18 protein-coding genes are annotated in these 22,957 nt (G+C 64.2%); 14 read left to right on the top strand and 4 right to left on the bottom strand.

Features of this window, described 5'->3' with window-relative positions; genetic code table 11:
- The first annotated feature begins 94 nt into the window (after positions 1-94).
- Entirely contained in the window at positions 95-2,158 is a 2,064-nt protein-coding gene (locus AC5RV6_RS11175) for a glycosyltransferase (protein ID WP_494007363.1), read from the top strand.
- A gap of 260 nt (positions 2,159-2,418) precedes the next feature.
- Complete coding sequence (locus tag AC5RV6_RS11170; RefSeq protein WP_494007362.1) at positions 2,419-3,744, top strand: D-glucuronyl C5-epimerase family protein; 1,326 nt, start codon at positions 2,419-2,421, stop codon at positions 3,742-3,744.
- 403 nt (positions 3,745-4,147) lie between these two features.
- On the opposite strand, the gene AC5RV6_RS11165 is transcribed toward AC5RV6_RS11170, so the two are convergent.
- Positions 4,148-6,994 carry a heparinase II/III family protein gene (locus AC5RV6_RS11165; protein WP_494007361.1) on the bottom strand — a complete coding sequence of 949 codons (2,847 nt, stop codon included), beginning with the start codon at positions 6,992-6,994 and terminating at the stop codon, positions 4,148-4,150.
- Between the two features lie 314 nt (positions 6,995-7,308).
- Here AC5RV6_RS11165 and AC5RV6_RS11160 point away from each other — a divergent pair, with 314 nt between their 5' ends.
- Positions 7,309-8,313 carry a thiamine-phosphate kinase gene (locus AC5RV6_RS11160; protein ID WP_494007412.1) on the top strand — a complete coding sequence of 335 codons (1,005 nt, stop codon included), beginning with the start codon at positions 7,309-7,311 and terminating at the stop codon, positions 8,311-8,313.
- Between the two features lie 31 nt (positions 8,314-8,344).
- On the opposite strand, the gene AC5RV6_RS11155 is transcribed toward AC5RV6_RS11160, so the two are convergent.
- Together AC5RV6_RS11155 and AC5RV6_RS11150 are read right to left on the bottom strand one after the other, a co-directional pair.
- A complete protein-coding gene (locus AC5RV6_RS11155; protein WP_494007360.1) occupies positions 8,345-8,770 on the bottom strand; it encodes a potassium channel family protein in 426 nt (141 codons plus the stop codon).
- Between the two features lie 36 nt (positions 8,771-8,806).
- Positions 8,807-9,526, bottom strand: coding sequence for an IclR family transcriptional regulator (locus AC5RV6_RS11150; protein WP_494007359.1), 720 nt, complete (start codon positions 9,524-9,526; stop codon positions 8,807-8,809).
- A 154-nt stretch (positions 9,527-9,680) separates the two neighbouring features.
- Here AC5RV6_RS11150 and leuC point away from each other — a divergent pair, with 154 nt between their 5' ends.
- The 6 genes from leuC (at position 9,681) to AC5RV6_RS11120 (ending at position 16,233) form a co-directional block, all read left to right on the top strand.
- Complete coding sequence (gene leuC / locus AC5RV6_RS11145) at positions 9,681-11,123, top strand: 3-isopropylmalate dehydratase large subunit (RefSeq protein WP_494007358.1); 1,443 nt, start codon at positions 9,681-9,683, stop codon at positions 11,121-11,123.
- A gap of 9 nt (positions 11,124-11,132) precedes the next feature.
- Positions 11,133-11,732: a 3-isopropylmalate dehydratase small subunit gene (gene leuD, locus AC5RV6_RS11140; protein WP_494007357.1), complete on the top strand. Its 600-nt coding sequence runs from the start codon at positions 11,133-11,135 to the stop codon at positions 11,730-11,732.
- 217 nt (positions 11,733-11,949) lie between these two features.
- Positions 11,950-13,293 (top strand): UDP-N-acetylglucosamine 1-carboxyvinyltransferase, encoded by a 1,344-nt coding sequence (murA, locus tag AC5RV6_RS11135; protein WP_494007356.1) that lies wholly within the window; start codon positions 11,950-11,952, stop codon positions 13,291-13,293.
- An 11-nt stretch (positions 13,294-13,304) separates the two neighbouring features.
- Complete coding sequence (locus AC5RV6_RS11130; RefSeq protein ID WP_494007355.1) at positions 13,305-14,045, top strand: lysophospholipid acyltransferase family protein; 741 nt, start codon at positions 13,305-13,307, stop codon at positions 14,043-14,045.
- On the top strand, positions 14,042-15,085 hold the full coding sequence (locus tag AC5RV6_RS11125) for an NAD(P)H-dependent glycerol-3-phosphate dehydrogenase (protein ID WP_494007354.1): 1,044 nt from the start codon (positions 14,042-14,044) through the stop codon (positions 15,083-15,085). Before AC5RV6_RS11130 ends, AC5RV6_RS11125 begins: the two co-directional genes overlap by 4 nt.
- Positions 15,086-15,096: 11 nt before the next feature.
- Entirely contained in the window at positions 15,097-16,233 is a 1,137-nt protein-coding gene (locus AC5RV6_RS11120) for a D-alanine--D-alanine ligase family protein (protein ID WP_494007411.1), read from the top strand.
- Between the two features lie 58 nt (positions 16,234-16,291).
- Here AC5RV6_RS11120 and AC5RV6_RS11115 read toward each other — a convergent pair whose 3' ends face one another.
- Positions 16,292-16,759, bottom strand: a complete 468-nt coding sequence (locus AC5RV6_RS11115) for a DUF3515 domain-containing protein (protein WP_494007353.1) — start codon at positions 16,757-16,759, stop codon at positions 16,292-16,294.
- Between the two features lie 553 nt (positions 16,760-17,312).
- Here AC5RV6_RS11115 and AC5RV6_RS11110 point away from each other — a divergent pair.
- The 5 genes from AC5RV6_RS11110 to wecC all read left to right on the top strand — a co-directional run bounded on the left by AC5RV6_RS11110 (position 17,313) and on the right by wecC (position 22,935).
- The gene (locus tag AC5RV6_RS11110) at positions 17,313-17,729 is read left to right on the top strand and encodes a hypothetical protein (RefSeq protein ID WP_494007352.1); all 417 of its coding nucleotides are present in this window, start codon (positions 17,313-17,315) and stop codon (positions 17,727-17,729) included.
- A 293-nt stretch (positions 17,730-18,022) separates the two neighbouring features.
- Positions 18,023-18,922: an ABC transporter permease gene (locus tag AC5RV6_RS11105; RefSeq protein WP_494007351.1), complete on the top strand. Its 900-nt coding sequence runs from the start codon at positions 18,023-18,025 to the stop codon at positions 18,920-18,922.
- Positions 18,906-19,775 carry an ABC transporter ATP-binding protein gene (locus AC5RV6_RS11100; protein WP_494007350.1) on the top strand — a complete coding sequence of 290 codons (870 nt, stop codon included), beginning with the start codon at positions 18,906-18,908 and terminating at the stop codon, positions 19,773-19,775. Before AC5RV6_RS11105 ends, AC5RV6_RS11100 begins: the two co-directional genes overlap by 17 nt.
- Positions 19,772-21,670, top strand: a complete 1,899-nt coding sequence (locus tag AC5RV6_RS11095; RefSeq protein WP_494007349.1) for a glycosyltransferase family protein — start codon at positions 19,772-19,774, stop codon at positions 21,668-21,670. The genes AC5RV6_RS11100 and AC5RV6_RS11095 overlap by 4 nt, the downstream gene beginning before the upstream one ends.
- Before the next feature lie 14 nt (positions 21,671-21,684).
- Complete coding sequence (wecC, locus tag AC5RV6_RS11090; protein WP_494007348.1) at positions 21,685-22,935, top strand: UDP-N-acetyl-D-mannosamine dehydrogenase; 1,251 nt, start codon at positions 21,685-21,687, stop codon at positions 22,933-22,935.
- The last annotated feature ends 22 nt before the right edge of the window (positions 22,936-22,957 follow it).

Genomic DNA, 22,957 nt, shown 5'->3' with positions numbered 1-22,957 from the left:
CGTAGGCAACGGCGAGTGGAAAGATACTCGCAGGTCCTGCGAGGAATAAGTCCGAGATATACCTTGAGTCCGGACACGTCTAAAGGAATTCACAATGTCTAAACCTAGGGTCGTCGATCTAATCGATCGCAGGACAAAGTATCTCACGTTATTTGGTGGTATCTGCCTAGTAGCAGCATTTGCTGCGGCGGCTGTAGGAGGGCAACAGGTTTCCTCGGTTACCCTTTTATGGTGCTTGTCCGTGCTAGGTGGAGGCTGTTCGATCTTGGCGAGCGGCATTGTTGTTTACAGGCGGGCTCAGCATTTCGTAAGAATTTGGACCGAAAAGCGTCTGGAAAGAGTAGAATTAGCTCTTCACAGCGCACTGGAGGCGAAGTCCAAGGCTCTCACTGAAGAGTGCGATCGCATTGAGTTGCGCGTTCAAAGGGAAGTCCGGGACGATATCCGGGTCGCCCTCAGAGAGGAGCGCGACCGTGTGGAAGTACAACTGCGGAAAGAGTTCCAGGACGAACTCACGCTCCTCGAGGCACGTCTACGTGAGGACCACCTACACGCGACCTTGTCCTTTGCGATGCGGACTGGTTCGTGCGAGGGCCTGTTCAGTCGAGAGGACCTCGGAATTCTCTCAAGAAAATTTTCCCAATATGACTGTCTCACTGTTCACTGGTTGCTTACCTCCCACGATGCGCTAGACATACTGTCCTTGACGGCACGGAGGAATCTCGCCACCGAACTTAGGGGCTGGGGCTATCTGGAAAAGAGCCTACAAGTTTTTGGGTCCGTGGTGGAGCTGACTCAGACCGATCGCGACAAGGAGGCACTCAAGTACCGTACAGCCGAGCTGGATGTATATTCGGGCCGGTATCGGTCGCAGTTGGAGGGGCGCGCGGAACATATCGTTCCTGTACCCGGGCACATATTGCACATCGTGGCCCGCGCTCTGCCAAGAGTCCAATCTGGTTATACCTTGAGGACGCACTATACCGCGAAATCTCAGCAAGCTAGTGGGCTAAAGGTATCGGTTGTCTCGCAAGTAGGCGAAGCGCCCGAGACGACGAGCCGAGAGTGTACTGCCGTGGATGATATCGCCTATTTTTCACTTCCTGGCCAGCCCAAAAATAGGTTGCCGTGGGATGCGTGGCTAGACCAAAATATAGCCGAGCTGGTTTCTCTGGTCCGAGACATACGGCCATCGGTGCTGCACGCGCACTCTGACTTCTTCAACGCTATCTGCGCGAAGGTTGTGGGAAATTACTTCGACCTGCCCGTCGTATATGAGAGCCGAGGATTCTGGGAGGAATCGTGGCTGTCGCGCATAGCCCAACGGTTCCAGATCGACTGGGATGCCTTATCTCAGCGCTGGGGACTCCCAGAGGCTTATACGTTGCGTAAACTGCGTGAGGAAGAATCTCGTGCCGGCGCAGATAGGGTGTTCACACTTGCTAAGGTCATGAAAACGAGGATCGTCGAGGCCGGAGTCGACCCGAGCCGTGTCTCCCTGGTGCCGAACGCCGTGAGTTCTGACAATTTCCCTGTTCTTACTCGTGACCCGGAGATTGCGGGCAAGCTCGGGGTGGACGATAGCCATGTCACCATTGGATATGTTTCGTCCATTGTGGAGTACGAGGGAATAGACATCCTCATTGAGGGGTTTAGGATACTTACTGAGCAATCGAAGGTTCCGCTCAAGCTTCTTATTGTGGGCGACGGCCCAGTGTTGGGCGACCTCAAACGTTTGGTTGAAAATGGCGAGATAGCTAATGTCATTTTTGCCGGCAGGGTCTCTCATAGTGAAGTCTTGTCCTACTACAGCATGATTGATATATTCGTAGTTCCACGGCGTCCGGTCGCTGTTTGCGAGTTGGTGACACCGCTTAAGCCTTTCGAAGCTTTCAGTACCGGCAGGACCGTTGTTATGTCCGACGTTGCCGCCCTTCGTGAAATCGCCGACGATAGCCAGGCGGCGGTGACATTTAGGGCAGGTGACGCTGCGTCCTTGGCTGCGGTACTTGGCACCTTGGTAGCCGACCCAGCAAAGCGAGCCGCATTGGCCACGCGGGGGGCACAATGGGTGCGGGAACGACGCACATGGAGTGCTAATTGCGATGTCTATTTGGACGTTTACCAAGAACTAATGCAGGACACAGTGCCCTCATAATTCTCCGGTTCTCTCCAAATGTCCCTGACGCTTGATGTGAGCGATAAAAGACCGCGGTGGTGTTGTGCTGACGTTGGACGGTGCCGTCCCTGGCCCCGGGCCTGGTCAAAGGTGCTTCACAGAGCCTTGGTGTCTTCGAATAACGTGGGGATAGCCGAGGCAGATCTGGCGTGCGGCGGACCAGCCCTGAAGTGCTGGATGGTCCACGCTTCGGATAGCGTAAGCCAACAGGTTTTGCCAGCTGAACACAAGGGGATGGTATGAGCGTAGCGGGCACTTATGTAACTAATGAGTACGAGGTGGGCCTCCCACCTCTTCGTATGGAACGCAAAGCCATCTGGGACTACTACCGCCTGGAGTTTCTGCCCAGTGGCTACCCGGGTCGCCGCACTGACGGTGAGTTGATGGCTCACCCGATTTATGGGCCGTACGTCATTACGGACTACCTCCTCCAGTACGAGCGCACCAGGGATTCCCTCTTTTTGGAGTCCGCGTGTAAGGTCGCTGACGCCGCGGTCAGGTCCATGGTGCCGTTTCAGAATGGGCTTGTCTTCATGTATGACGAAGAGAAGGCAAAGGTCTCCAGCAAGAAGGGGACGTGGTACAGCGGGCTGACCCAGGCGCGATATGTCGACGTCTTCACGAAGCTTCTTGCGAAGGAGGGGACGGAGCGGTTCCGTGAGCCCCTGGCGGCCGTTCTTGCCAGCTTGACGATTCCAGTCGAGAAGGGCGGTGTCGCTCGCTACACCAGCAACGGCGGCCTGATCATCGAAGAGTATCCGGCTCTCTTTCCTAATTGCACTCTCAACGGATGGACCACTGCCACCTGTGTGGTCAAAGATCTGGCAAGGGCCACCAACGACGACAATGTATGGGATGTCTTTAACAAGTCGGTGCGGGCCTTGGAGGAGCTCATCGCCATCTACGATGTGGGGGAGGTGGCAAACTCCCGCTACAAGCTCGAAGGTGAGGCCCGTTTTCGAGTTACCTCGAGAGGTACGGCGGTTGGGCTCGAGGACTGTCGGGTTGTCGTTCCTGCGGCGGGCACTTTCGAGTCGAACGTTAGTGGTGACCCAGCTGGGGAAATCCTCGCGGCCGGCCCGGTGGCCATCCCCGACGGAGGCTCCAAGATCATTAAAGTCCGTATGAGTCGGTACTCGTGGCCGTCCCCTAACAGAGTGCACCTTCGGGTCAACGCTGCCCGGCAAGGCCAACTCGTTATGTCGATTGGGGATGCAGAATACAATCCGTTTGGTAGTGCGCCGAGGGTCCACAAGTATCAGCCGTTGCAGGAATTCGCTCTGCAGCCGGGAGCGAATGACATTGAGCTGGAGGTACCGTGGGCCTCTGCCGAAATGATCGCGCACCCAACAAACTTCGCCAAAAAGATCACTGGCCGCCAGTTCAATGTGTATCACTTCATACACATCGATACCTTGGGTAAGATTGTGGAACAGACAGGCAGCGAGGTCCTTGCGTACTATCGAGACAAATGGGCGCGCGCCGCTTTATATTGGTCAGATCATCCGGCTTACCAGGATGAACGGCTTATGATGGAGCGGTTCGACATGAGGAAGCATAAATAGCTTGCGGGTCCCATGGGCTCCAGCGGAAGTCCGAGGGCAAAGGCGGGAATCATCGAATGATGTACCCGGCGCGGGCTATCGATCGAGTACTCATTACCAGCAGGATGAAGCCCAGGCTTAGGACGGCTTTATGTCCGATGAATTCGTAGACGCCGGTGTCTGGGTGAGACACGGCCGTGTATGGGATGCGCACAATCGGGCTCCTCCATTCGGCCGCGTAGGCTCGCTTCCCGAAGACTTGATCCCGTACATCAAAATCAGCATTGCTACTTCCGGCAGTGCGCGTGCCAAGGTGTCCGGCGCCTGCCCCAAAAAAGCTAGGGCAGGCGCTGGACGCCTGTGCGCTGGTCCTGTTCCTCAGGAGCGTGGGAGAGGCCACATTCCAAAGGCAGGTCCTTCGACCTTACGCCCACGCCTCCCCAGACACGGCCATCGCGTGGTAACGAGCGTAGTTATCGGGGCTGGCTGGAATATGCCCAGGCCCCCAGTCTTCGTCGATAAATCGAACGCGCCCGGGCCGCTTGGGGTGCGCGGCTTTCAGCATCGCCTCGAACGGGTTTCGATGATTTTCCATATGGTGAGCGTCGCCGGTGTTCTGGACATATAGAACTTTCGGTGGCATCGACAGTCCTTGGTAACTGGAGACAACAGAGGCCCTCGTCACGAGATCTTGCTCCAAGTCCGCGACGGTGGACCGGAAGCATGTACTCACGGCCGTTTCAGCGACGGACCTGAAGTAGCGGCGGATGTCAGTTTGCGGGTTGAATACCAGGACCTTGCAATCGGGCAGGAAACGGGCCACCTGCAGAGCGGCAAAGCCTCCGCCGGAGCTGCCCGTCAAGATGACGTGCTTTGCTTGCACGCGGCTCTGTAGCTCTTTGATGTAGGAAGCGCAGGCGCTGAATAGGTCGACGTCCCTCTCCCCGAGGAACCAAGACAGGTTCATGGACCTATTCAGGTCGAGTGATGGGTCTTGAAATATCATGAAGCTGTCAGGCCCTCGGCTGGCCGAACTCATTCCTTGAAACAAGGGGAGAGTCGAGCGGGTCCTATTGACGGCTCCGTGGAACCGGACGGTGAGGACATCGCTAGTACCCCGACGAGAGGCAATCGGCAGCACCAGACCGCCGACCATGGCGGAGACAATGTTAGGACTGGCTCCGGGGGTGGGCAGCTCCGACCGGTCGGTGATTGTTGCTATGGGTGCATGGTAAGTCCGGGAGGTTAGCGGAGGAGCCTCCGGCCACTGCACCAGAGGATCGCGGAGAACTTGCAGCGTGCTGGCTGAAAGGCCCACAGCACTGGAAATATCTTCGCCAGCTATATCGATGGCAGCTGCCCGAAGGCCTTGATCGTCCATGTCGTTTGGGTTGTGTTCGGTCGAGAGCATCTCCAAGAAAGCCTGCAGTACTTGTAACCTGGCCAGTTTCGGTTCCGAGTGCTCCTGAATCCAACGGACGCAGTCCAACCAGTGCTGTCGCGTAAACCGTTCCCCGCCCCAGTTCATCGCTGGCGGACGAACTGCTCCGCCAAGAGCCGACTGGACCTTCGCCTGCACCCGAGACAGGGTCGTCTCGTCGGCTCCCGCGCGTTCTCCCAATAGAACTGTGCTACATCCGGCAAAATTAAGTCGGACGGAATATTTGTTCCGTCCATTAGTGATTGTCAGGCGGGCCGCGTCGCCTTCAAGATGCAAGCCCTCGGACGCGAAGGAAGCTTCCTTTTTGTTCACAGCGATCACGGCGACGAAGCGCATCTCTGTGCCGTTCTTGCTTGCCTGCAGCACGGGTGCTGCCGTCTTTTCCATCCAGACAGTGGAATGCCACCCGTCGAATGGGTCCGTTTCCCCGCAGATCACCTCAGTCCGCGGCTCCTGATCCGGCCAGGTAACGTGCATTGAGTCATGCCCCCTCCGGAGGTGGAACCCGTCGGAAATCGCATCGACTATTGTTTCACTGTCCAGATGCCATCTCTGATGGGCTCTGACCGGACCTATCGTCGAGCGAACAGTGTCAGCTACGACAATGAAATCGCCCGCGCGGGAATAGAGAACGTTTCTCGTTAATTCTACTCCCTCGTATCCATTGTCGGTGATTATATACTCATCGGCATCGGGCGTATGCCAATGGGATTCAAGCTTCACCTCCGAGGATTTATTGTATTCCAAATCATCTAATACCACCACGTTGTGGGCCATTCGTGACAGGCAGTAGCGGCGCATCGGATCAATTTTATAGGCGTACTTACCTGCGTCAATCAGCCAGGGCTGGCCGTTGGCGTGAAGGGTGAGCGAACTTCCGTCTGCGTGCCCATGTATCCGGTCGGCACGACCAAAACTAAGGGAGTAGAACAGTTCGTCTGCGAAATCTCGCTCAAACTCCCCCCAGCCACTTCTACCGAACGCGTAGCCACGCCGGTAGACCTTCGCCAGATCGGCCGGAGGCTGGCCTGAGGAGCCTTGCGAACGGACATAATCGATCTCGGGCGAAGACAAAGGCGCCAGTGTCGTTAACTCGGTGTCTCCGATGAGTTCCAGTTTTCCGTCAGGTCTGGACGCGTGCACCAAGGCTGACAGTGCTGACCGCAGCCGCGCATTTATTTCTTCTGAGGGAACATTCTCCAGTGCTAGGCGGCGAGCAGCAGTCTGCCACCATATTGCATTGTTCTTGTGATAGCCCAAACTCCCTTCGTTATTGACCCCCTCGTCGTCATAGGCCTCCGCGAACAGGTTCTCCAAGCGCGTTACTGCTAGGTCTTGCCACTCGTGGTTCCTCAAAAGCCGACTAATGACGAATAGAGCCTGATGTTGGTGGAGTGCATGGTTGGCCCGCCCTACATGGCTTGCGTCGGCCAGCCACTCGCCGTGCTCAGTTATGGAGTCAAGAAGCCATCCGCTATCGTCTTGGGCCAGCGGCAAGCCAAAAACCAGACAAAGCGCGCGCACGCCGTCTACCATGTCGGCCCAGGCGAAATCTCCCTTTGACCTGTTTGGTGGATTGGACCGTACCCACGAGCGCACTGTTTCCAACCAGTAGCGGCGTGCATCCTCATCGCCCTGAGCTGCTGCTCTCCGGATTGGTTCAAGCCATCGCAACATATGCAGTTGCGCACGCCAGTTTCTCTGGTCGAAAGGGTTTTCGTCCCAGCTGAGCGCCTTCGGCATCGCCCATGAGGGATGGGGTGAAATTCTGAGGGTTCCGGAGAGTATCTCGCGCGTGGTCTGTTGGTCTCGTGAGGTCTTCTCAAACATCCCGCCAAAACACTGCCGCAGGGGAACGTCCATGTCTAAGGAACGGCGGGGGGCCATCCAACTCCTAAAGCTTGATCAGATTGACGTATATGACTGGGCGATGTCAGAGCTGACAGTGTCCTAACCCCTTGCTGGATAAGGTACGGAGGGTGGCGCCCGCATCTGCCCAGTCGATTCTTCCATACGTTTTCGATTCTTTGTGGGAGACCGTGGGAAGGCCGGTTGCGTGGCCTATTCCTCTCGATGGCGCGTCTTATCGGGCTCGCTGTTAGATTGAACCGGTGTGGCAGGACGAGGAGGACGCAGTGGGTGGGATGACTGTAGGGGAGCTCGGCGAGAAAGCGCTGCTCGCACGCATCTTTCCCCGTTTGGGACCAGCCACGGCTCTGCTTGGCCCTGGGGATGACGCGGCGATTATCTCTGCCCCGGACGGCCGCACTGTGATCAGCATCGACACGCTGGTCCAGGATGCCGACTTTCGGCTCGAGTGGCCGAGCGGCTACAGAAGCACCGGGTTCGACGTTGGCTGGAAGTGTGCGGCCCAGAACTTGTCGGACATCAACGCGATGGGCGCTGCGCCCACCTCGCTCGTAGTCAGCCTCACCTTGCCCCCGGACACGCTCGTGTCCTGGGTCGAAGATCTCGCGGACGGGCTCGCCGCAGCTATTTCCTCACTGACCGCCGACGCCGGACGCTGCTCTGTTGCAGGAGGAGACCTGGGGCGCGGCCGTCAGATCGTCGTCACAGCAGCCGTTACCGGCGACTTGGCGGGGGGGAGCCCGGTGCTGCGCTCGGGAGCCCGCCCGGGCGACATTGTGGCCCACTGCGGGGCGCTGGGACTGGCAGCCGGGGGACTGGCCGTCCTGGAAAGCCCGGAGAGCGTGATCAACATGGCTGACCCCGGCAACGCCGAAGACCAGGAACTGGCGGGTCTTGCCATGGCCCAGTGCAGGCCGAGGCCCATTCTCAACGGTCCGGAAGCGGCGCGGGCCGGTGCCACGGCCATGCTGGACGTCTCCGACGGCCTGGTGCGGGACGCGGGGCGAATCGCTGCCGCCTCGGACGTGCGCATCGACCTGGACACCGCAACGCTTGCCGAACGGGCGGCCCGACTGGCTCCGGCTGCGGCACGTCTTAACACCGATCCCCTGTCCTGGGTGCTCGGCGGGGGAGAGGACCACGGGCTCCTCGCCACCTTCCCGCCGGAGGCTGAGCTTCCGCAGGGGTTTATGCCCATTGGCCGGGCGCTGGACGGCACCGGTGTCACCGTCGGTGGCGCCCCTCCGTCGTCAGTCGGCTGGGACCACTTCGGCGGATAGCCGCCCGACGGTCTCTCGCGCGTCGGTCGGCCTACGGCGGCAGGACCCGGCGCTGCCGCACCCGCTCCGAGAGGTCCTGCAGCTGCTCAGGGGACAGGTCCGGCAGATGCTCCAGCTCATGGATGAAGTCGGCCAGGCTGGAGCGGGCACGGACCTTCAGCAGCTCGTTGTAGAAGCCGACCACGACACCGGTCAGCAGCGCGACCACCACAATGCCGTACAGAGCGACGACGACAGTGATCAGCCGGCCGGCAAAGGTCACCGCTGTCAGGTCGCCGAAACCGATCGTGGTGAAAGAGACGAAGAGGTACCACAGGGCGTCCCCGAGCGTCGGTATGCCGGGTTCCACCCGGGGCAGCACGACGGCGGCCGCCGCCAGGACGGCGAGGAAGCCGAGAAACACGTAGCTGGCGCCCGTGAGGCGGATGACGTTCCAAAGGACGCGAAGCCGTTTCATGCGGCCCTCCCTGGGTTGGAGGGCACCAGACTAGGGTCAGTCCGGGGTCTTGCGCAGCGCGTCGGTGAGCTGCGCGGCCGCCCGCACCACCACTTCGGCGTGGATGCGCCCGGGCTGCCGGCTCAGCCGCTCGATCGGCCCGGAAATGGACACCGCCGCAATCACCCGTCCGGACGGTCCGCGTACCGGCGCCGAGACCGACGCAACGCCCGGCTCCCGCTCGCCCAGGCTCTGCGCCCAGCCGCGCCTGCGGACCCCCGCCAGCACCGTGGGGGTGAACCGAGCCTGCTGCAGGCCCTCCAGCAGCCGTTCATGGTCCTCCCAGGCCAGCAGCACCTGCGCCGCGGACCCGGCCTTCATGGACAGCTGCGTGCCCACCGGAATGGTGTCCCGCAGCCCCACCGGCCGCTCCGCCGAGGCCACGCACACCCGCCACTCACCCTGCCGGCGGAAGACCTGCGAGCTTTCGCCGGTGGCGTCCCGCAGCGCCAGCAGCACCGGGCCGGCCGAGGCGATCAGGCGGTCCTCGCCCGCCGCGGAGGCCAGCTCCACCAGGCGGCCGCCCAGCACAAAGCGTCCCTGCATGTCCCGCGTCACCAGCCGGTGGTGTACCAGGGCGATCGCCAGCCGGTGCACGGTGGGCCGCGCCAGTCCGGTCGCGGAAACGAGCTGGGCCAGCGTCGTCGGGCCCGCCTCCAGTGCATCCAGCACCATGACTGCCTTGTCGATCACGCCCACGCCGCTTGTGTTGTCCATAAGTTGATACTGCCGTCTCACTATTTGAGATGCAATAGATGAAGCTGGCGGAACCTACGAGGCTGGGGGTTAGCTGGAATCAGCGCACCAACGGCCCGCCCTCCGGCGGGCTCCAACAGCATTTGGCAGGCGCAAAGGACAAGGAGCACCGGTCATGGGTGAACATGTGGCAGGCAGGACGCTGGCGCAGAAAGTGTGGGACGACCACGTCGTCGCCAAGGGCACGGACGGCGCCCCCGACCTCCTCTACATCGACCTCCACCTCATCCATGAGGTCACCTCGCCCCAGGCCTTCGAGGGCCTGCGCCTGGCCGGCCGGAAGCTGCGCCGCCCGGACCTGACCATCGCCACTGAGGACCACAACACCCCCACCCTGGAGATCGACAAGCCGATCGCCGATCCGGTCAGCCGCACGCAGATCGAAACCCTGCGTGCCAACTGCGCTGAGTTCGGCGTCCGCCTGCATCCGCTGGGCGACGCCGAGCAGGGCATCGTGCACGTCGTCGGACCTCAGCTGGGCCTGACCCAGCCCGGCCTGACCGTGGTCTGCGGAGACTCGCACACCTCCACCCACGGGGCGTTCGGAGCGCTGGCGATGGGCATCGGCACCTCCGAGGTGGAGCACGTCATGGCTACCCAGACGCTGTCCCTGAAGCCCTTCAAGACGATGGCCATCAACGTCGACGGCACCCTGCGCCCGGGCGTCAGCGCCAAGGACATCATCCTGGCCGTGATCGCCAAGATCGGCACCGGCGGCGGGCAGGGCTACGTGCTCGAATACCGCGGCTCGGCCATCCGCGCGCTGTCCATGGAAGCGCGGATGACCATCTGCAACATGTCCATCGAAGCCGGCGCCCGCGCCGGCATGGTGGCCCCGGACGACACCACCTTCGCGTACCTCAAGGACAAGCCGCACGCTCCGCAGGGCGCGGACTGGGACGCCGCCGTCGAGTACTGGCGCTCGCTCGCCACCGACGACGACGCCGAGTTCGACGCCGAGGTCTTCCTGGACGCCGACGAACTGGAGCCGTTCGTGACCTGGGGAACCAACCCCGGCCAGGGCGTGCCGCTGTCCGAAAAGGTGCCCGCGCCCGAGGACTTTGCCGACGAAAACGCCAAGGCCGCCGCCAAGCGCGCCCTGGACTACATGGGCCTGGAAGCGGGAACTCCGATGAAGCAGATCCGGGTGGACACCGTCTTCCTGGGTTCGTGCACCAACAGCCGGATCGAAGACCTCCGTCTGGCTGCCTCCATCATCGAAGGCCGCGCCAAGGATCCCGCGGTGCGCATGATCGTGGTCCCGGGATCGGCGCGCGTCCGGCTGCAGGCCGAAGCCGAGGGCCTGGACCGGGTCTTCAAGGACTTCGGCGCCGAGTGGCGCTTCGCCGGCTGCTCCATGTGCCTGGGCATGAACCCGGACCAGCTCGAGCCGGGGGAGCGCTGCGCCTCCACCTCGAACCGCAACTTCGAGGGCAGGCAGGGCAAGGGCGGGCGCACCCACCTCGTCTCCCCGGTCGTCGCCGCCGCCACCGCGGTGCGCGGCACCCTCTCCTCACCCTCGGACCTCGACCCGCTGCCCGCCGCCGCGGCCGCCTAGGAGCCCACCATGGAAAAGATCACATCCCACACCGGCATCGGCGTGCCGCTGCGCCAGTCCGACATCGACACCGACCAGATCATCCCGGCCGTCTACCTCAAGCGGATCACCCGCACCGGCTTCGAAGACGCCCTGTTCGCCGGCTGGCGCAAGGACCCGCAGTTCATCCTGAACCGGGAGCCCTACTCGGCCGGCTCCGTGCTGGTCGCCGGACCGGACTTCGGCACCGGATCCTCCCGCGAACACGCCGTCTGGGCGCTGAAGGACTACGGCTTCCGCGCCGTGCTCTCCTCCCGGTTCGCCGACATCTTCCGCGGCAACGCAGGCAAGCAGGGCCTGGTGGCCGCGCAGGTCGCCCAGGATGACATTGAACTCATCTGGAAGGAGCTCGAAAACTCCCCGGGCACCCAGGTGACCGTGGACCTCGCCGCCCGCACCGTCACGTGCGGGCCGATCACCGCCGGCTTCCAGATCGACGACTACACCCGGTGGCGGCTGATGGAAGGCCTGGACGACATCGGCCTGACGCTGCGCCACGAGGCAGACATCACCGCGTTCGAGACCCGGCGTCCCGCCTACAAGCCGCAGACCCTCCCCGCGCTGGCCTGACGCCGGCCCGGTTCGCCCGCGGCCGACAGGCGGAAGTATCATGGACAGGCCCCCGATCCCGGGGGCCTGTCGGCGTTTTCCCTCCGGGGGAGCAGCAAGCCGGGCAGGAGAGGGCAGGACGCAGGGGCGCGTGTTTCTGAACGGATGCCCTTCCTCCTATGCTTGATGCAGTCGTGTTTCGTACCGGGGGCGTTGGGACTAAAGGAAATAGGTGTTCATGGGTAGCGTTCTGACCATCCGCGGTGGAGTTCCGCTCACCGGGAAGGTCCCGGTTCGCGGGGCCAAGAACCTCGTTCCCAAGGCCATGGTGGCGGCGCTGCTGGGCAGCACCCCCTCCCTGCTGCGGAACGTGCCGGAAATCAAGGACGTCGAGGTTGTCACGTCCCTGCTGAAGCTGCACGGCGTCGAGGTCACCAAGGATCCGGTCACCGGAGACCTGACCATGGACCCGAAGAACGCCAAGACCGCCGCGTCGAAGGATATCGACGCGCACGCCGGCGATTCGCGCATTCCCATCCTCTTCTGCGGGCCGCTGATGCACAGCCTCGGCGAGGCCTTCATCCCCGACCTGGGCGGCTGCCGTATCGGCGACCGGCCGATCGACTTCCACCTGCAGATGCTGCGCGACTTCGGCGCCGTCGTCGACAAGCGTCCCGGCGGCATCTCCATCTCCGCCCCCAAGGGCCTGCGCGGCGCCAAGCTGCGCCTGCCGTACCCGAGCGTCGGCGCCACCGAACAGGTGCTGCTGACCGCCGTGCGCGCCGAGGGCATCACCGAGCTCTCCGGTGCCGCGGTCGAGCCGGAGATCATGGACCTCATCGCGGTGCTGCAGAAAATGGGCGCCATCATCTCCGTGCAGACGGACCGGGTCATCCGCATCGAGGGCGTCAGCGAGCTGACCGGCTTCAACCACCGCGCCCTGCCGGACCGCAACGAGGCGGCCTCCTGGGCCTCGGCCGCGCTGGTCACCCGCGGCGACATCTACGTGGAGGGCGCCTGCCAGCAGGACCTGACCGCGTTCCTGAACATCTACCGCAAGATCGGCGGCGCGTTCGACGTCGACGACAACGGTATCCGCTTCTACCACCCCGGCGGCCGGCTGAATCCGCTGGTGCTGGAAACCGACGTGCACCCGGGCTTCATGACCGACTGGCAGCAGCCGCTCGTCGTCGCCCTCACCCAGGCCGACGGCGTGTCGATCGTGCACGAAACCGTGTATGAGAACCGCTTCGGCTTCACCGACGCGCTGATCCGCATGGGCGCCGGCATCCAGGTCCACCGGGAGTGCCTGGGCAGCGTGCCCTGCCGCTTCGGCCAGCGCAACTTCCTGCACTCCGCCGTGATCTCCGGGCCCGCCAAGCTGCACGGCACCCGGATCGACATTCCGGACCTGCGCGGCGGCTTCAGCCACCTGATCGCGGCCCTCGCCGCCGACGGCGTGTCCACGGTCACCGGCATCGACATCATCAACCGCGGGTACGAACACTTCCAGGGCAAGCTCGAGGGCCTGGGCGCCGACTTCGACGTGGCGGAAGCGGCGGCCGGCGCCGCCATGCGGTAGACAGGTTCCTTATGAGCAATGAAACAGCGAAATCACGGCTCGTGTTCGCCCTCGTGGCCGGAGCCGCGCGCCCGGTCCTGAACCTGCTGATGGGCCGCGACTGGCGGGGAATCGACAAGCTGCCCCGGAACACCGGCTTCATCGTCTGCCCGAACCACGTCACGGAAATCGACCCGCTGGTGGTGGGACACTACCTCTACAACCAGAAGATCATGCCGCGCTACCTGGCCAAGGAGTCGCTGTTCCGGGTGCCCGTCCTGGGCGCGGCGCTGCGCGGCACCCAGCAGGTGCCGGTGGCGCGCAGCACCGGCAAGGCCGGTGCCTCCCTGGAGGTGGCCCGGGATGTCATCGACGCCGGCGGCGCGCTGATCATCTACCCCGAAGGCACCCTGACCCGGGACCCCGATCTGTGGCCCATGCGGGGCCGGACCGGAGCCGCCCGGCTCGCGCTCGAAACCGGCGCGCCGGTGGTCCCCGTAGCCCATTGGGGCGCGCAGGACGTCCTGCCCCGCTACGCGCGGAAGATCCATGTCTTCCCGCGCAAGCGGGTCACCGTCCTCGCCGGCGATCCCGTGGACCTCTCGGACCTGCAGGGCAAGCCCCTCACCCGCGAGGCGGTCGACGACGCCACCAACCGCATCATGGACGCCGTCACGGCCCTGGTCGCACAGCTGCGCGGGGAACAGCCGCCGGTCGAGCGCTGGGATCCGGCCGCCCATGGCCAGCCGGAAACCGGACGGAGCACCTCATGACCCCCCGCACCCAAGGCCCCGCCCGCATCGCCGTCCTGGGCGCCGGAAGCTGGGGAACCACGTTCGCCAAGATCGCGGCCGACGCCGGCGCCGCCGCCGGCACCCCGGTGGCCGTCTGGGCGCGGCGGCCGGAAGTGGCCCGGGACATCAACGAGAACCACCGCAACAGCGACTACCTCGGCGACATCGCCCTGCCGGAGAACCTCACCGCGTCCACCGACGCGGCCGAGGTCCTGGCCGAAGCCGACCTGGTGGTCCTTGCGGTGCCCGCGCAGACGCTGCGCCGGCGGCTGCGCGACTTCCGCGGGCTGATCCCCGCACGGGCTGTCCTGCTGTCCCTGGCCAAGGGCCTCGAGGTCGGCACCGACGCACGCATGAGCCAGGTCATCCGGCAGGAGCTGGACTGGCCCGAGGACCAGGTTGCCGTCCTGTCCGGACCGAACCTGGCCCTGGAGATCGCCCGCGGCGAACCGACCGCCTCCGTGGTCGCCTGCACCAGCCTGGAGACCGCAGGCTGGATCGCCGCCGCCTGCACCCCGCCGTACTTCCGGCCGTACACGAACACCGACGTCGTCGGCACTGAAATCGGCGGCATCGTCAAGAACGTCATTGCGCTGGCCGTCGGCATCTGCGAAGGCAAGCAGATGGGTGACAACACCAAAGCCTCGGTGATGACCCGCGGGCTCGCGGAGACCACCCGGCTCGCCGTCGCCCTCGGCGGCAGGGCCGAAACCCTGGCCGGGCTCTCCGGCATGGGAGACCTGATCGCCACCTGCTCTTCGTCGCTGTCCCGCAACCACACCGCCGGCCGCCTGCTGGCTCAGGGGCTGACCCTGGAGCAGGTGACCGAGACCATGCGGCAGACTGCGGAGGCCATCAAGTCCGCGCCGGCGGTGCTGGACCGTGCCGTCCAGCTGGGCGTCTACATGCCGATCACCGAAAACGTGGTGGCCGTACTGCAGGGGGCGATCTCCGTGGACGAACTCGGACCGCGGCTGCTTGCCCGAGAACTGAAATCCGAAGGTGTGCACGCGCAGTGACCGAGAATTCAATCGTCCCCTCCGGCACAGGGCGGCAGCCGGCAAAGCCCCGGGTCGCGGTGCTGTTCGGCGGGCGCTCCAGTGAGCACGCCGTCAGCTGTGTCACCGCCGCCGGTGTCCTGGATGCCATCGACCGCGACAAGTACGACGTCGTGCCGATCGGCATCGCCCGCAACGGCCAGTGGAGCATCGTCTCCGAAGACCCGCACACCTGGTCCCTGCGGGCCTCCTCGCTTCCCGAAGTGCTGCCCGGCAAGGAGGCCGTGGTCATCGCGGCCCGGGACGCCGGCCAGGAACTGGTGGCACATGCACCCGGCGAGGAGCCGCGCAGCCTGGGTGCCGTCGACGTCGTGCTGCCGCTGCTGCATGGCCCGTTCGGCGAGGACGGAACCCTGCAGGGCATGCTCGAAATGGCCGACATCCGCTATGTGGGCGCCGGTGTGCTGGCCTCCGCCGTCGGCATGGACAAGCACTACATGAAGGTGGTCTTCGAGGCTGCCGGGCTGACCGTGGGCCCGTACGAGGTCATCACGGACCGCCAGTGGCAGCGCGATCCGGAGGAGGCGCTGACGCGCGCCGCCGCCCTCGAGATGCCGCTGTTCGTCAAGCCGGCCCGGGCCGGATCCTCCATGGGCATCACCCGCGTCACCGATCCCGCCCAGCTGCCCGCGGCCATCGAAGCGGCACGGGCGCACGATCCCAAGGTGGTCGTCGAAGCCGGCATCATCGGCCGCGAGATCGAAGTGGCCGTGCTGCAGGGGCGCGGCTTTGCCGACCCGCGCACCAGCCAGCCCGGGGAGATCGCCGTCCAGCCCGGCGCCCACCAGTGGTACGACTTCGAGGCCAAGTACGTGGACGGCGCCGCCGCGCAGCTCAGCTGCCCGGCCGACTTGCCGGCCGAGGCCATCGACCAGGTCCGCACCCTCGCCGCCCGCGCCTTCGACGCCGTCGGTGCGGAGGGCCTGTCCCGCGTGGACTTCTTCTACACGCCCGACGGCGCGCTGATCGTCAACGAAATCAACACCATGCCCGGCTTCACCCCGGTCAGCATGTACCCGCAGATGTGGGCCAAGTCCGGCATGCCCTATACCGAGCTGATCGACGAACTGATCCAGCTGGCGCTGGAGCGGCCCACCGGCCTGCGCTAGGCCGGGCGGGCCCGGCCGGGCAGCTGGGCGGTTGAGCTCCGGCTGGTTGGCTCCGGCGCTAGGGGATGTCCAGGGTGTCCTGCGGGCTGAGGCATTCCCCGGTGGGTTCGATCCGGGACACCGGCCCGGCCAGCTCCACCAGCAAGGTGGAGGAAGCGACCTCATTGGGGTTGAACACCACTTCCACAGCTGGCTCCCGGCCGTAGGTGGTCGCGCGCCAGACGTCGCCTTCCTCCTGCAGCAGCCAATCCACGCCGTTGACGCTGGCGCAGGGCTCCGTGGTCGGGCCGGGGACGGGCACCCCGCACCGCAGGATCACCTTGGACGGGTTCCCCCAAGCCGCCGTCGCCTGGCTGTTGGTGTCCCGCAGGGGAGTCTCCGCGACTTCGACGGGCAAATACACCATGACTTCGGCGCAGGCCGGGTTCTCGGCCTCGGGAGCCGCTTCGACATCGGCGACCGGAGTGCAGCCGGAGAGCAGGGCGGCCGCGGCAAGGACACCCGCGGCGGTGGGCAAACGCTTCATGGCTTAAGCCTAGCCGCCGGGAGAGGGAGCCCTGACGCCGGGAGCGGCGAGAGGCTGTAGACTCTTACGGCGCCGACCCAGCGGCAACTCTGTTCCCGCTGGTCACAAGGCGCCAGCAGCTATTCATCCTCGGGGGGAGACCATGAGCATTCGCGACCGCCTTGCGGGCACAGCGCTGGCCGGTGCCCTCGTATTGAGCTGGGGTGCCGCTGCGCCGGCGTTTGCGCAGGACCCGCCTGTTGACGGATTCCCGAACCAGAACGAACCGGTGAGCCCGGACCCGGGAACCGGGGACACGCCGCCGGGAACTGGTGTGACCCAGCCGGGGACCGGTGATACGCCCCCTGCGTCCCCGCCGCCGGGGCCCGGCGATACGCCCGAACCGCCTGGCGGAGGAACGCCGTCGACCGATCCGGTCACTCCGGCGCCGGACCGACCCGGCCCCTCCGACCCGACAAGCCCTGGCCCTGGTGAGCCTGCGCCGGGCACAGCTGAGCCGCCGGCGGGACCCGCTCCGCAGAATGGCCCATCCTACGATGCCGTTACCGGCTACGTGATCGATGCGGTGACCGGTTACCTGGTGCATCCCGGCACCGGGTTTCTGATCGAACCGGGCAGCCTGCGGCTGATTGATCCTGTCACCGGAAGTTACTCAAGTCTGCGTTGGGATCCGGAAACCGGTGAGGCGCTGGAACCGGCTGATGAACCGGACCCGGAGCCGTCGGCGTCGCCAACACCGTCACCCTCCGCACCCCGCTTTGTGACCCCGTCGGCCGCGTCCACGCAGGCTGGGACCGAGAAAGCCGAAGCGCCGATCGAGGCAGCAGCACACGATTCTTCGGGCGCGATGGGGGCGTGGCTGCCTCGTGTGTTGGTCATAGTGTTGTTGGTCGGAATCGGAGCCGCCTACTACGTCAAGTTGCGTCGCCCTGTCCGAATGCATCCAGGAGGCAAGAAAACGGACGAATGAGCCGGGAATCTCCAGCCTGATTGCGGAATGCCCCATATTCCGTCCGCTGCCCAATGCAGCCGGAGCATCTTCATTGGATTAGTACCTTTTGCATGAAATCTGGTTTCCTGAGAAACCCAGCAGAGAAAACGTTGCAAGATCCCTGATCGGCCTGCAGGCCGGATCCAGGGTGCGTCAGACTCCCAGGCTTCCCGGCCCGGGACCGGAAGGAAACACATCTTGAGAGCAGCGCCCACCTCCTTTGAGGCAGGACGACGCCGCCGTGAAGGCGTCCAGCTGGCAGAGCGGACGGCATGCCGGTGATGACGCAGGCTCAGCAAGCTTCGGCGGTGGGCAAGCCTCCCACCATCGTCCATGTCGATCTTCGCAAGGTAAACCGGGTTGGTGCCCGTCCCCCGATGCCGGACTACCTGGTGTCACTCTGGAACTACCGGCACTTCATGGCCTACGACGCGCGGGCACGGGTGCAGAGCGGCAACAGCAAGGACCGCCTTGGCAGCGCATGGCTGCTCCTGGATCCCCTGCTCAACGGCCTCGGGTACTTCGCGATCTTTGGCCTCCTGCTGAACTCCGGCCGGGGCATCGAGAATTTCATCGGCTATTTGATCATCGGTATCTTCCTCTTCCAAATGAGCTCCCGCGCCATCGTCAATGGCGCGCGTGTCATCCGCAGCAACCAGAACGTGATCCAGGCGTTCAACTTCCCCAGGGCGACCCTCGCGGTCGCGGTGAACCTCCGGGAACTGATAGCCAACATCCCCGTCCTGGTGATGATGTTCCTCCTTGTGATCCTCCTCGGGCCCGAGGAAGAAATCACTTGGCGCTGGCTGCTGATCATTCCGTTGGTCCTGCTGCAGGCGGTCTTCAACCTCGGGGTGGGCCTGTTCCTGGCGCCCCTGGTGGCCCGGCTGAACGACCTTGTCCATGCCATTTCCTTTGCGATGCGGTTCTGGCTGTTCGCTTCCTGCGTCATGTTTTCCATCGAGCGGTATGCCTCCGTTCCTGCGCTCAAGGCCGCCGTGGAGGTAAATCCCCTGTACCTGGTCCTCACCATTGCGAGGGATTCGGTCCTCTACGCCCAGACGCCGTCATGGCAGTCGTGGGCGGGGCTGGCAGCATGGGCCTTCGGCGCTCTGATCCTCGGCATGCTGGTGTTCTGGCGAGGGGAGGAGTCCTATGGCCGCCGCGACTGAGCCCGGGGAGCTCGCGATATCACCTGCCGTGGTGGTGGAGAACGTGCAGATGGCGTTCAAAGTGGCCGGAAAACGCGGCAGGGGCGCAGAGGGCCGCGGCGGGCTCCTCTCCGGGAGGACGGAAGTCCGTGCCCTCAACGCGCTCAGCTTCGTGGCCGAGCACGGCGAGGCCATCGGCGTTATCGGCCGCAACGGCTCCGGCAAAAGTACGCTGATGAACCTCATTTGCGGCAAGGTGCAACCTACGGCTGGGGCCGTTTACGCCTCCTCGACTCCGATCATGCTCGGGGTATCCGCCGCCTTGGTTCCGGACCTGTCCGGCGCGCACAACATCATGCTGGGCTGTTTGGCCCTCGGCATGACGCCGACGGAGATTGACCGCAAATACGAGTCCATCCTCGAACTGGCAGGCCTTGAAGGGTCGATCGACTTCCCCATGAGTTCCTACTCATCGGGCATGGCCTCTCGGTTGAGGTTTGCGATCGCGGCTGCCATTGATCCAGAAATCCTGGTCATCGATGAGGCGCTAAACACGGGAGACGACGAGTTCAAGGCCCGCACCAAGCGGCGCATGGACCAGCTCCGCGAGCAGGCGGGCTGCGTCTTCCTGGTCAGCCACAGCCTCAACACCATCCAGGAATTGTGCACCCGCGTGATCTGGCTGGACAAGGGGGACCTGCTGTTTGATGGAGACCCGGCCCAGGCAGTGAGCTGGTACCGCCGCTACACCAAGGAGCTCTCCTCCGGCGACCGCTTCGCCGCCGGCAAGATCCGACGGCGCATGCTGAACAACCTGCAACCCGTGCAGATAGAACAGTTGACCCCGGGACGTCGGAGGTCAGGCAAGTCGTGAGCATCTCCCTCCAAGAAGCCCGGGCCATGCTCTGGCACCTTCGCAACGGTGGCCTGCAAGGCGTCCGTGAGCAACAGCGCCGGCTGAAGGCTGAACGCGGCGGCCCGGCGTCGGGCGGCGGCGGCCGACGCCGGCGCGGTGCCAAGACACGGCTGGCGTTCGACCCCTACAAGCCCGAACGCGGCACGGTGCGCCGACCCGACCTGACCGTCGCCGTCATCCTGGACGACTTTTCCCTGCAGGCTTTCGGCTTTGAGTGGACCCAGCTGGCGGTGTCCCGCCGCCGCTGGCGGGAGGAACTCGCTGCAGCCCGCCCGGACCTGCTGTTCGTCGAGTCGGCATGGGCAGGGAACAAGGGCCAGTGGAAGTACCAGCTCACGGGGGAGCATGGCCCGAAGCCTGACTTCACCGAGCTGGTGTCCGCCTGCCGGGCCCAAGGCATTCCGACGGTGTTCTGGAACAAGGAGGATCCTCCCCACTACGAGGACTTCCTGGACGCTGCACGCCTGTTCGACGTCGTCTTCACCAGCGATGCCAATCGGCTCGAAGCGTACCGCAGCGACCTGGGGCATGACCGGGTGGATGTGCTTCAGTTCGCGGCCCAGCCGGCCCTCCACAACCCTGTACGCCCCCGCCGGGGCTGGCATGAACGCGACGTCGCCTTCGCCGGAATGTACTTTGCCCACAAGTTCCCGGAAAGGCGCGAACAGCTCGATCTGCTGCTCGGCGCGGCGGGAAAACTGAGCGAGGAAAAAGGGCTCGGGCTGGACATCTTCGCCCGCAAGGCAGGAGCTTCACCGAATTACCGCTTTCCCGCGCCCTTCGACCGCCATGTGGTCGGCTCCCTGCCCTATGACCGGATGCTGACTGCCTATAAGGCGTACAAGGTCTTTCTCAACGCCAATTCGGTGGTCGACTCGCCCAGCATGTGCGCCCGGCGCATCTACGAAATTACAGCCGCCGGGACCTCCGTGGTCAGCACACCAAGCCGGGCGATCGAAGAGCAATGGCCGCCGGAAGAGCAGTTTGTCGTCCGTTCTCCCGAAGAGGCAGCGGAGACCATCCTGGCTCTGGCCCGCAACCCGCAGCTCTCAGACCGCCAGCTGCACCGCGCCCAGCGTCGGATCTGGACCGAGCACACCTACGCGCACCGGACGGAATCGGTGGTGGCCGCGGCGCTGCCCGCTGCGCTGCACCGTCCGGTCGCGGCTCCCTCGGTGTCCCTGCTGGTTTCGACCATCCGTCCGGCGCAGCTGGAGCACGTTTTCCGCACTGTGGCATCTTTCACTGGTCCGCAGCCGGAACTGGTGCTGTGCACGCACGGATTCGAGCTTTCCGGGACCGACCTGGAACGGCTGAAGCACAGCCACGGTGTGCAGGACGTCGTCCTGCTCAGCCTGCCACGGACGGAACCACTGGGTGCCTGCCTCAACCTCTGCGCGTCAGCAGCGGGTGGGGATGTGCTGTCCAAGCTGGACGACGACGACTTCTACGCACCCGACTATCTTCAGGACATGCTCCATGCCCTGTCGTTTTCCTGCGCTGATGTGGTCGGCAAACAGGCGCACTACATGTACCTGGCAGCCCAGGACGCGACCCTGCTGAGGTTCCGCGACCGCGAGCACCGCTTCACCACCACGGTCATGGGACCGACCATCACTGCACGCCGTGAGGTGTTCCGCAGTCATCCGTTTGCGCCGGTGGCGAGGGGAGAGGACACGGGCTTCCTGCGTGACGTGAGCGGCGCGGGTGGGCGGATCTACTCCGCTGACCGGTTCAACTATGTCCAGTTCCGCGGCAGCGGAAACCATACCTGGCGGGTCTCGGACGCTGAACTGCTGGCGTCCGGGGAAATCCGCTTTTTCGGCTCACCATACGAGCACGTCACTATCTAGGGGAAATGGAACACATGCACTCAACTCAGACCGTCGCCGTTATCGGGCTTGGCTATATCGGCCTTCCGACCGCCGCGATTCTTGCCGCCAATGGGATCAACGTCATCGGCGTGGACGTCAACGTGAACACCGTCAGCGCCGTCAACCGCGGTGAAGTGCCGTTCGTGGAGCCGGACCTGGGGGTCCAGGTGGCGGGAGCAGTAAGCCAGGGGATGCTCAAGGCGACCACCGACACTCCGGTGGCCGACGCCTACATCGTCGCTGTCCCCACCCCGTTCAAGGCGGACAAGAGCGCTGACCTCTCCTACATCGAGGCGGCGGCCCGGGGCATCGCCCCCCAGCTCTCCGGCGATGAGCTGGTCATCCTTGAATCCACTTCACCTCCCGGAGCCACCAAGCACCTCGGCGATTACCTCGTCCAGCTGCGACCGGACCTGACCCTCGATCCGGCGGAGGACAAGCCGCTGATCCACGTCGCGCACTGCCCGGAACGGGTGCTGCCGGGCCGCGTGATGATTGAACTGGTCACCAACGACCGGATCGTCGGCGGCATCACCCCTGCAGCAGCGGAAAAGGCAAGGGACCTGTACAGCGTCTTCTGCCAGGGCGAAATGCACATCACCGACGCAACCACAGCGGAAATGGCGAAGCTGGTCGAAAACTCCTATCGGGACGTGAACATCGCCTTTGCCAACGAACTGTCCGTCATCAGCGACCGGCTTGGCATCAACGTCTGGGAGCTTATTGAGCTGGCCAACCATCACCCGAGGGTGAACATCCTGCAGCCCGGCCCGGGTGTGGGTGGCCACTGCATTGCCGTTGATCCGTGGTTCATTGTCGCCAGCGCGCCCGAGGAGGCGCAGCTGATCCGCCAGGCCCGCGAGACCAACGACGCCAAGCCGGGGTGGGTTTTGGACCGGGTCCAGGACCTCGCCCAGGCGAAGGGCGGCACGGTGCGCGTCGCGGCACTCGGCCTGGCGTTCAAGGCGAACATCGACGACCTGCGGGAGTCCCCGGCCGTGTCGATCGCGGCCTCGCTCAGCGAACGCCTGCCGGAGGCCCGCATCGATGTCGTCGAGCCGCACATCGAGGAGCTTCCCCGCGCCCTGGCGGCACTGGAGAACGTCGCCCTGCGCGGGTTCGAGGAAGCTGTCGAGGACGCCGACATCGTGGTTCTGCTCGTCGACCACGACGCGTTCAAGTCCATGGACCGCAGCCTGCTTGAGGGCAAGGCCGTCGTCGATACCCGCGGCATCTGGCGCTGACCCCAATTCAAGCCGATCAAGG

This window comes from Arthrobacter saudimassiliensis (genome assembly GCF_059090665.1).
Note: the sequence above shows the minus strand (reverse complement) of the source record. Positions and strands in the feature narration are given on the sequence as shown.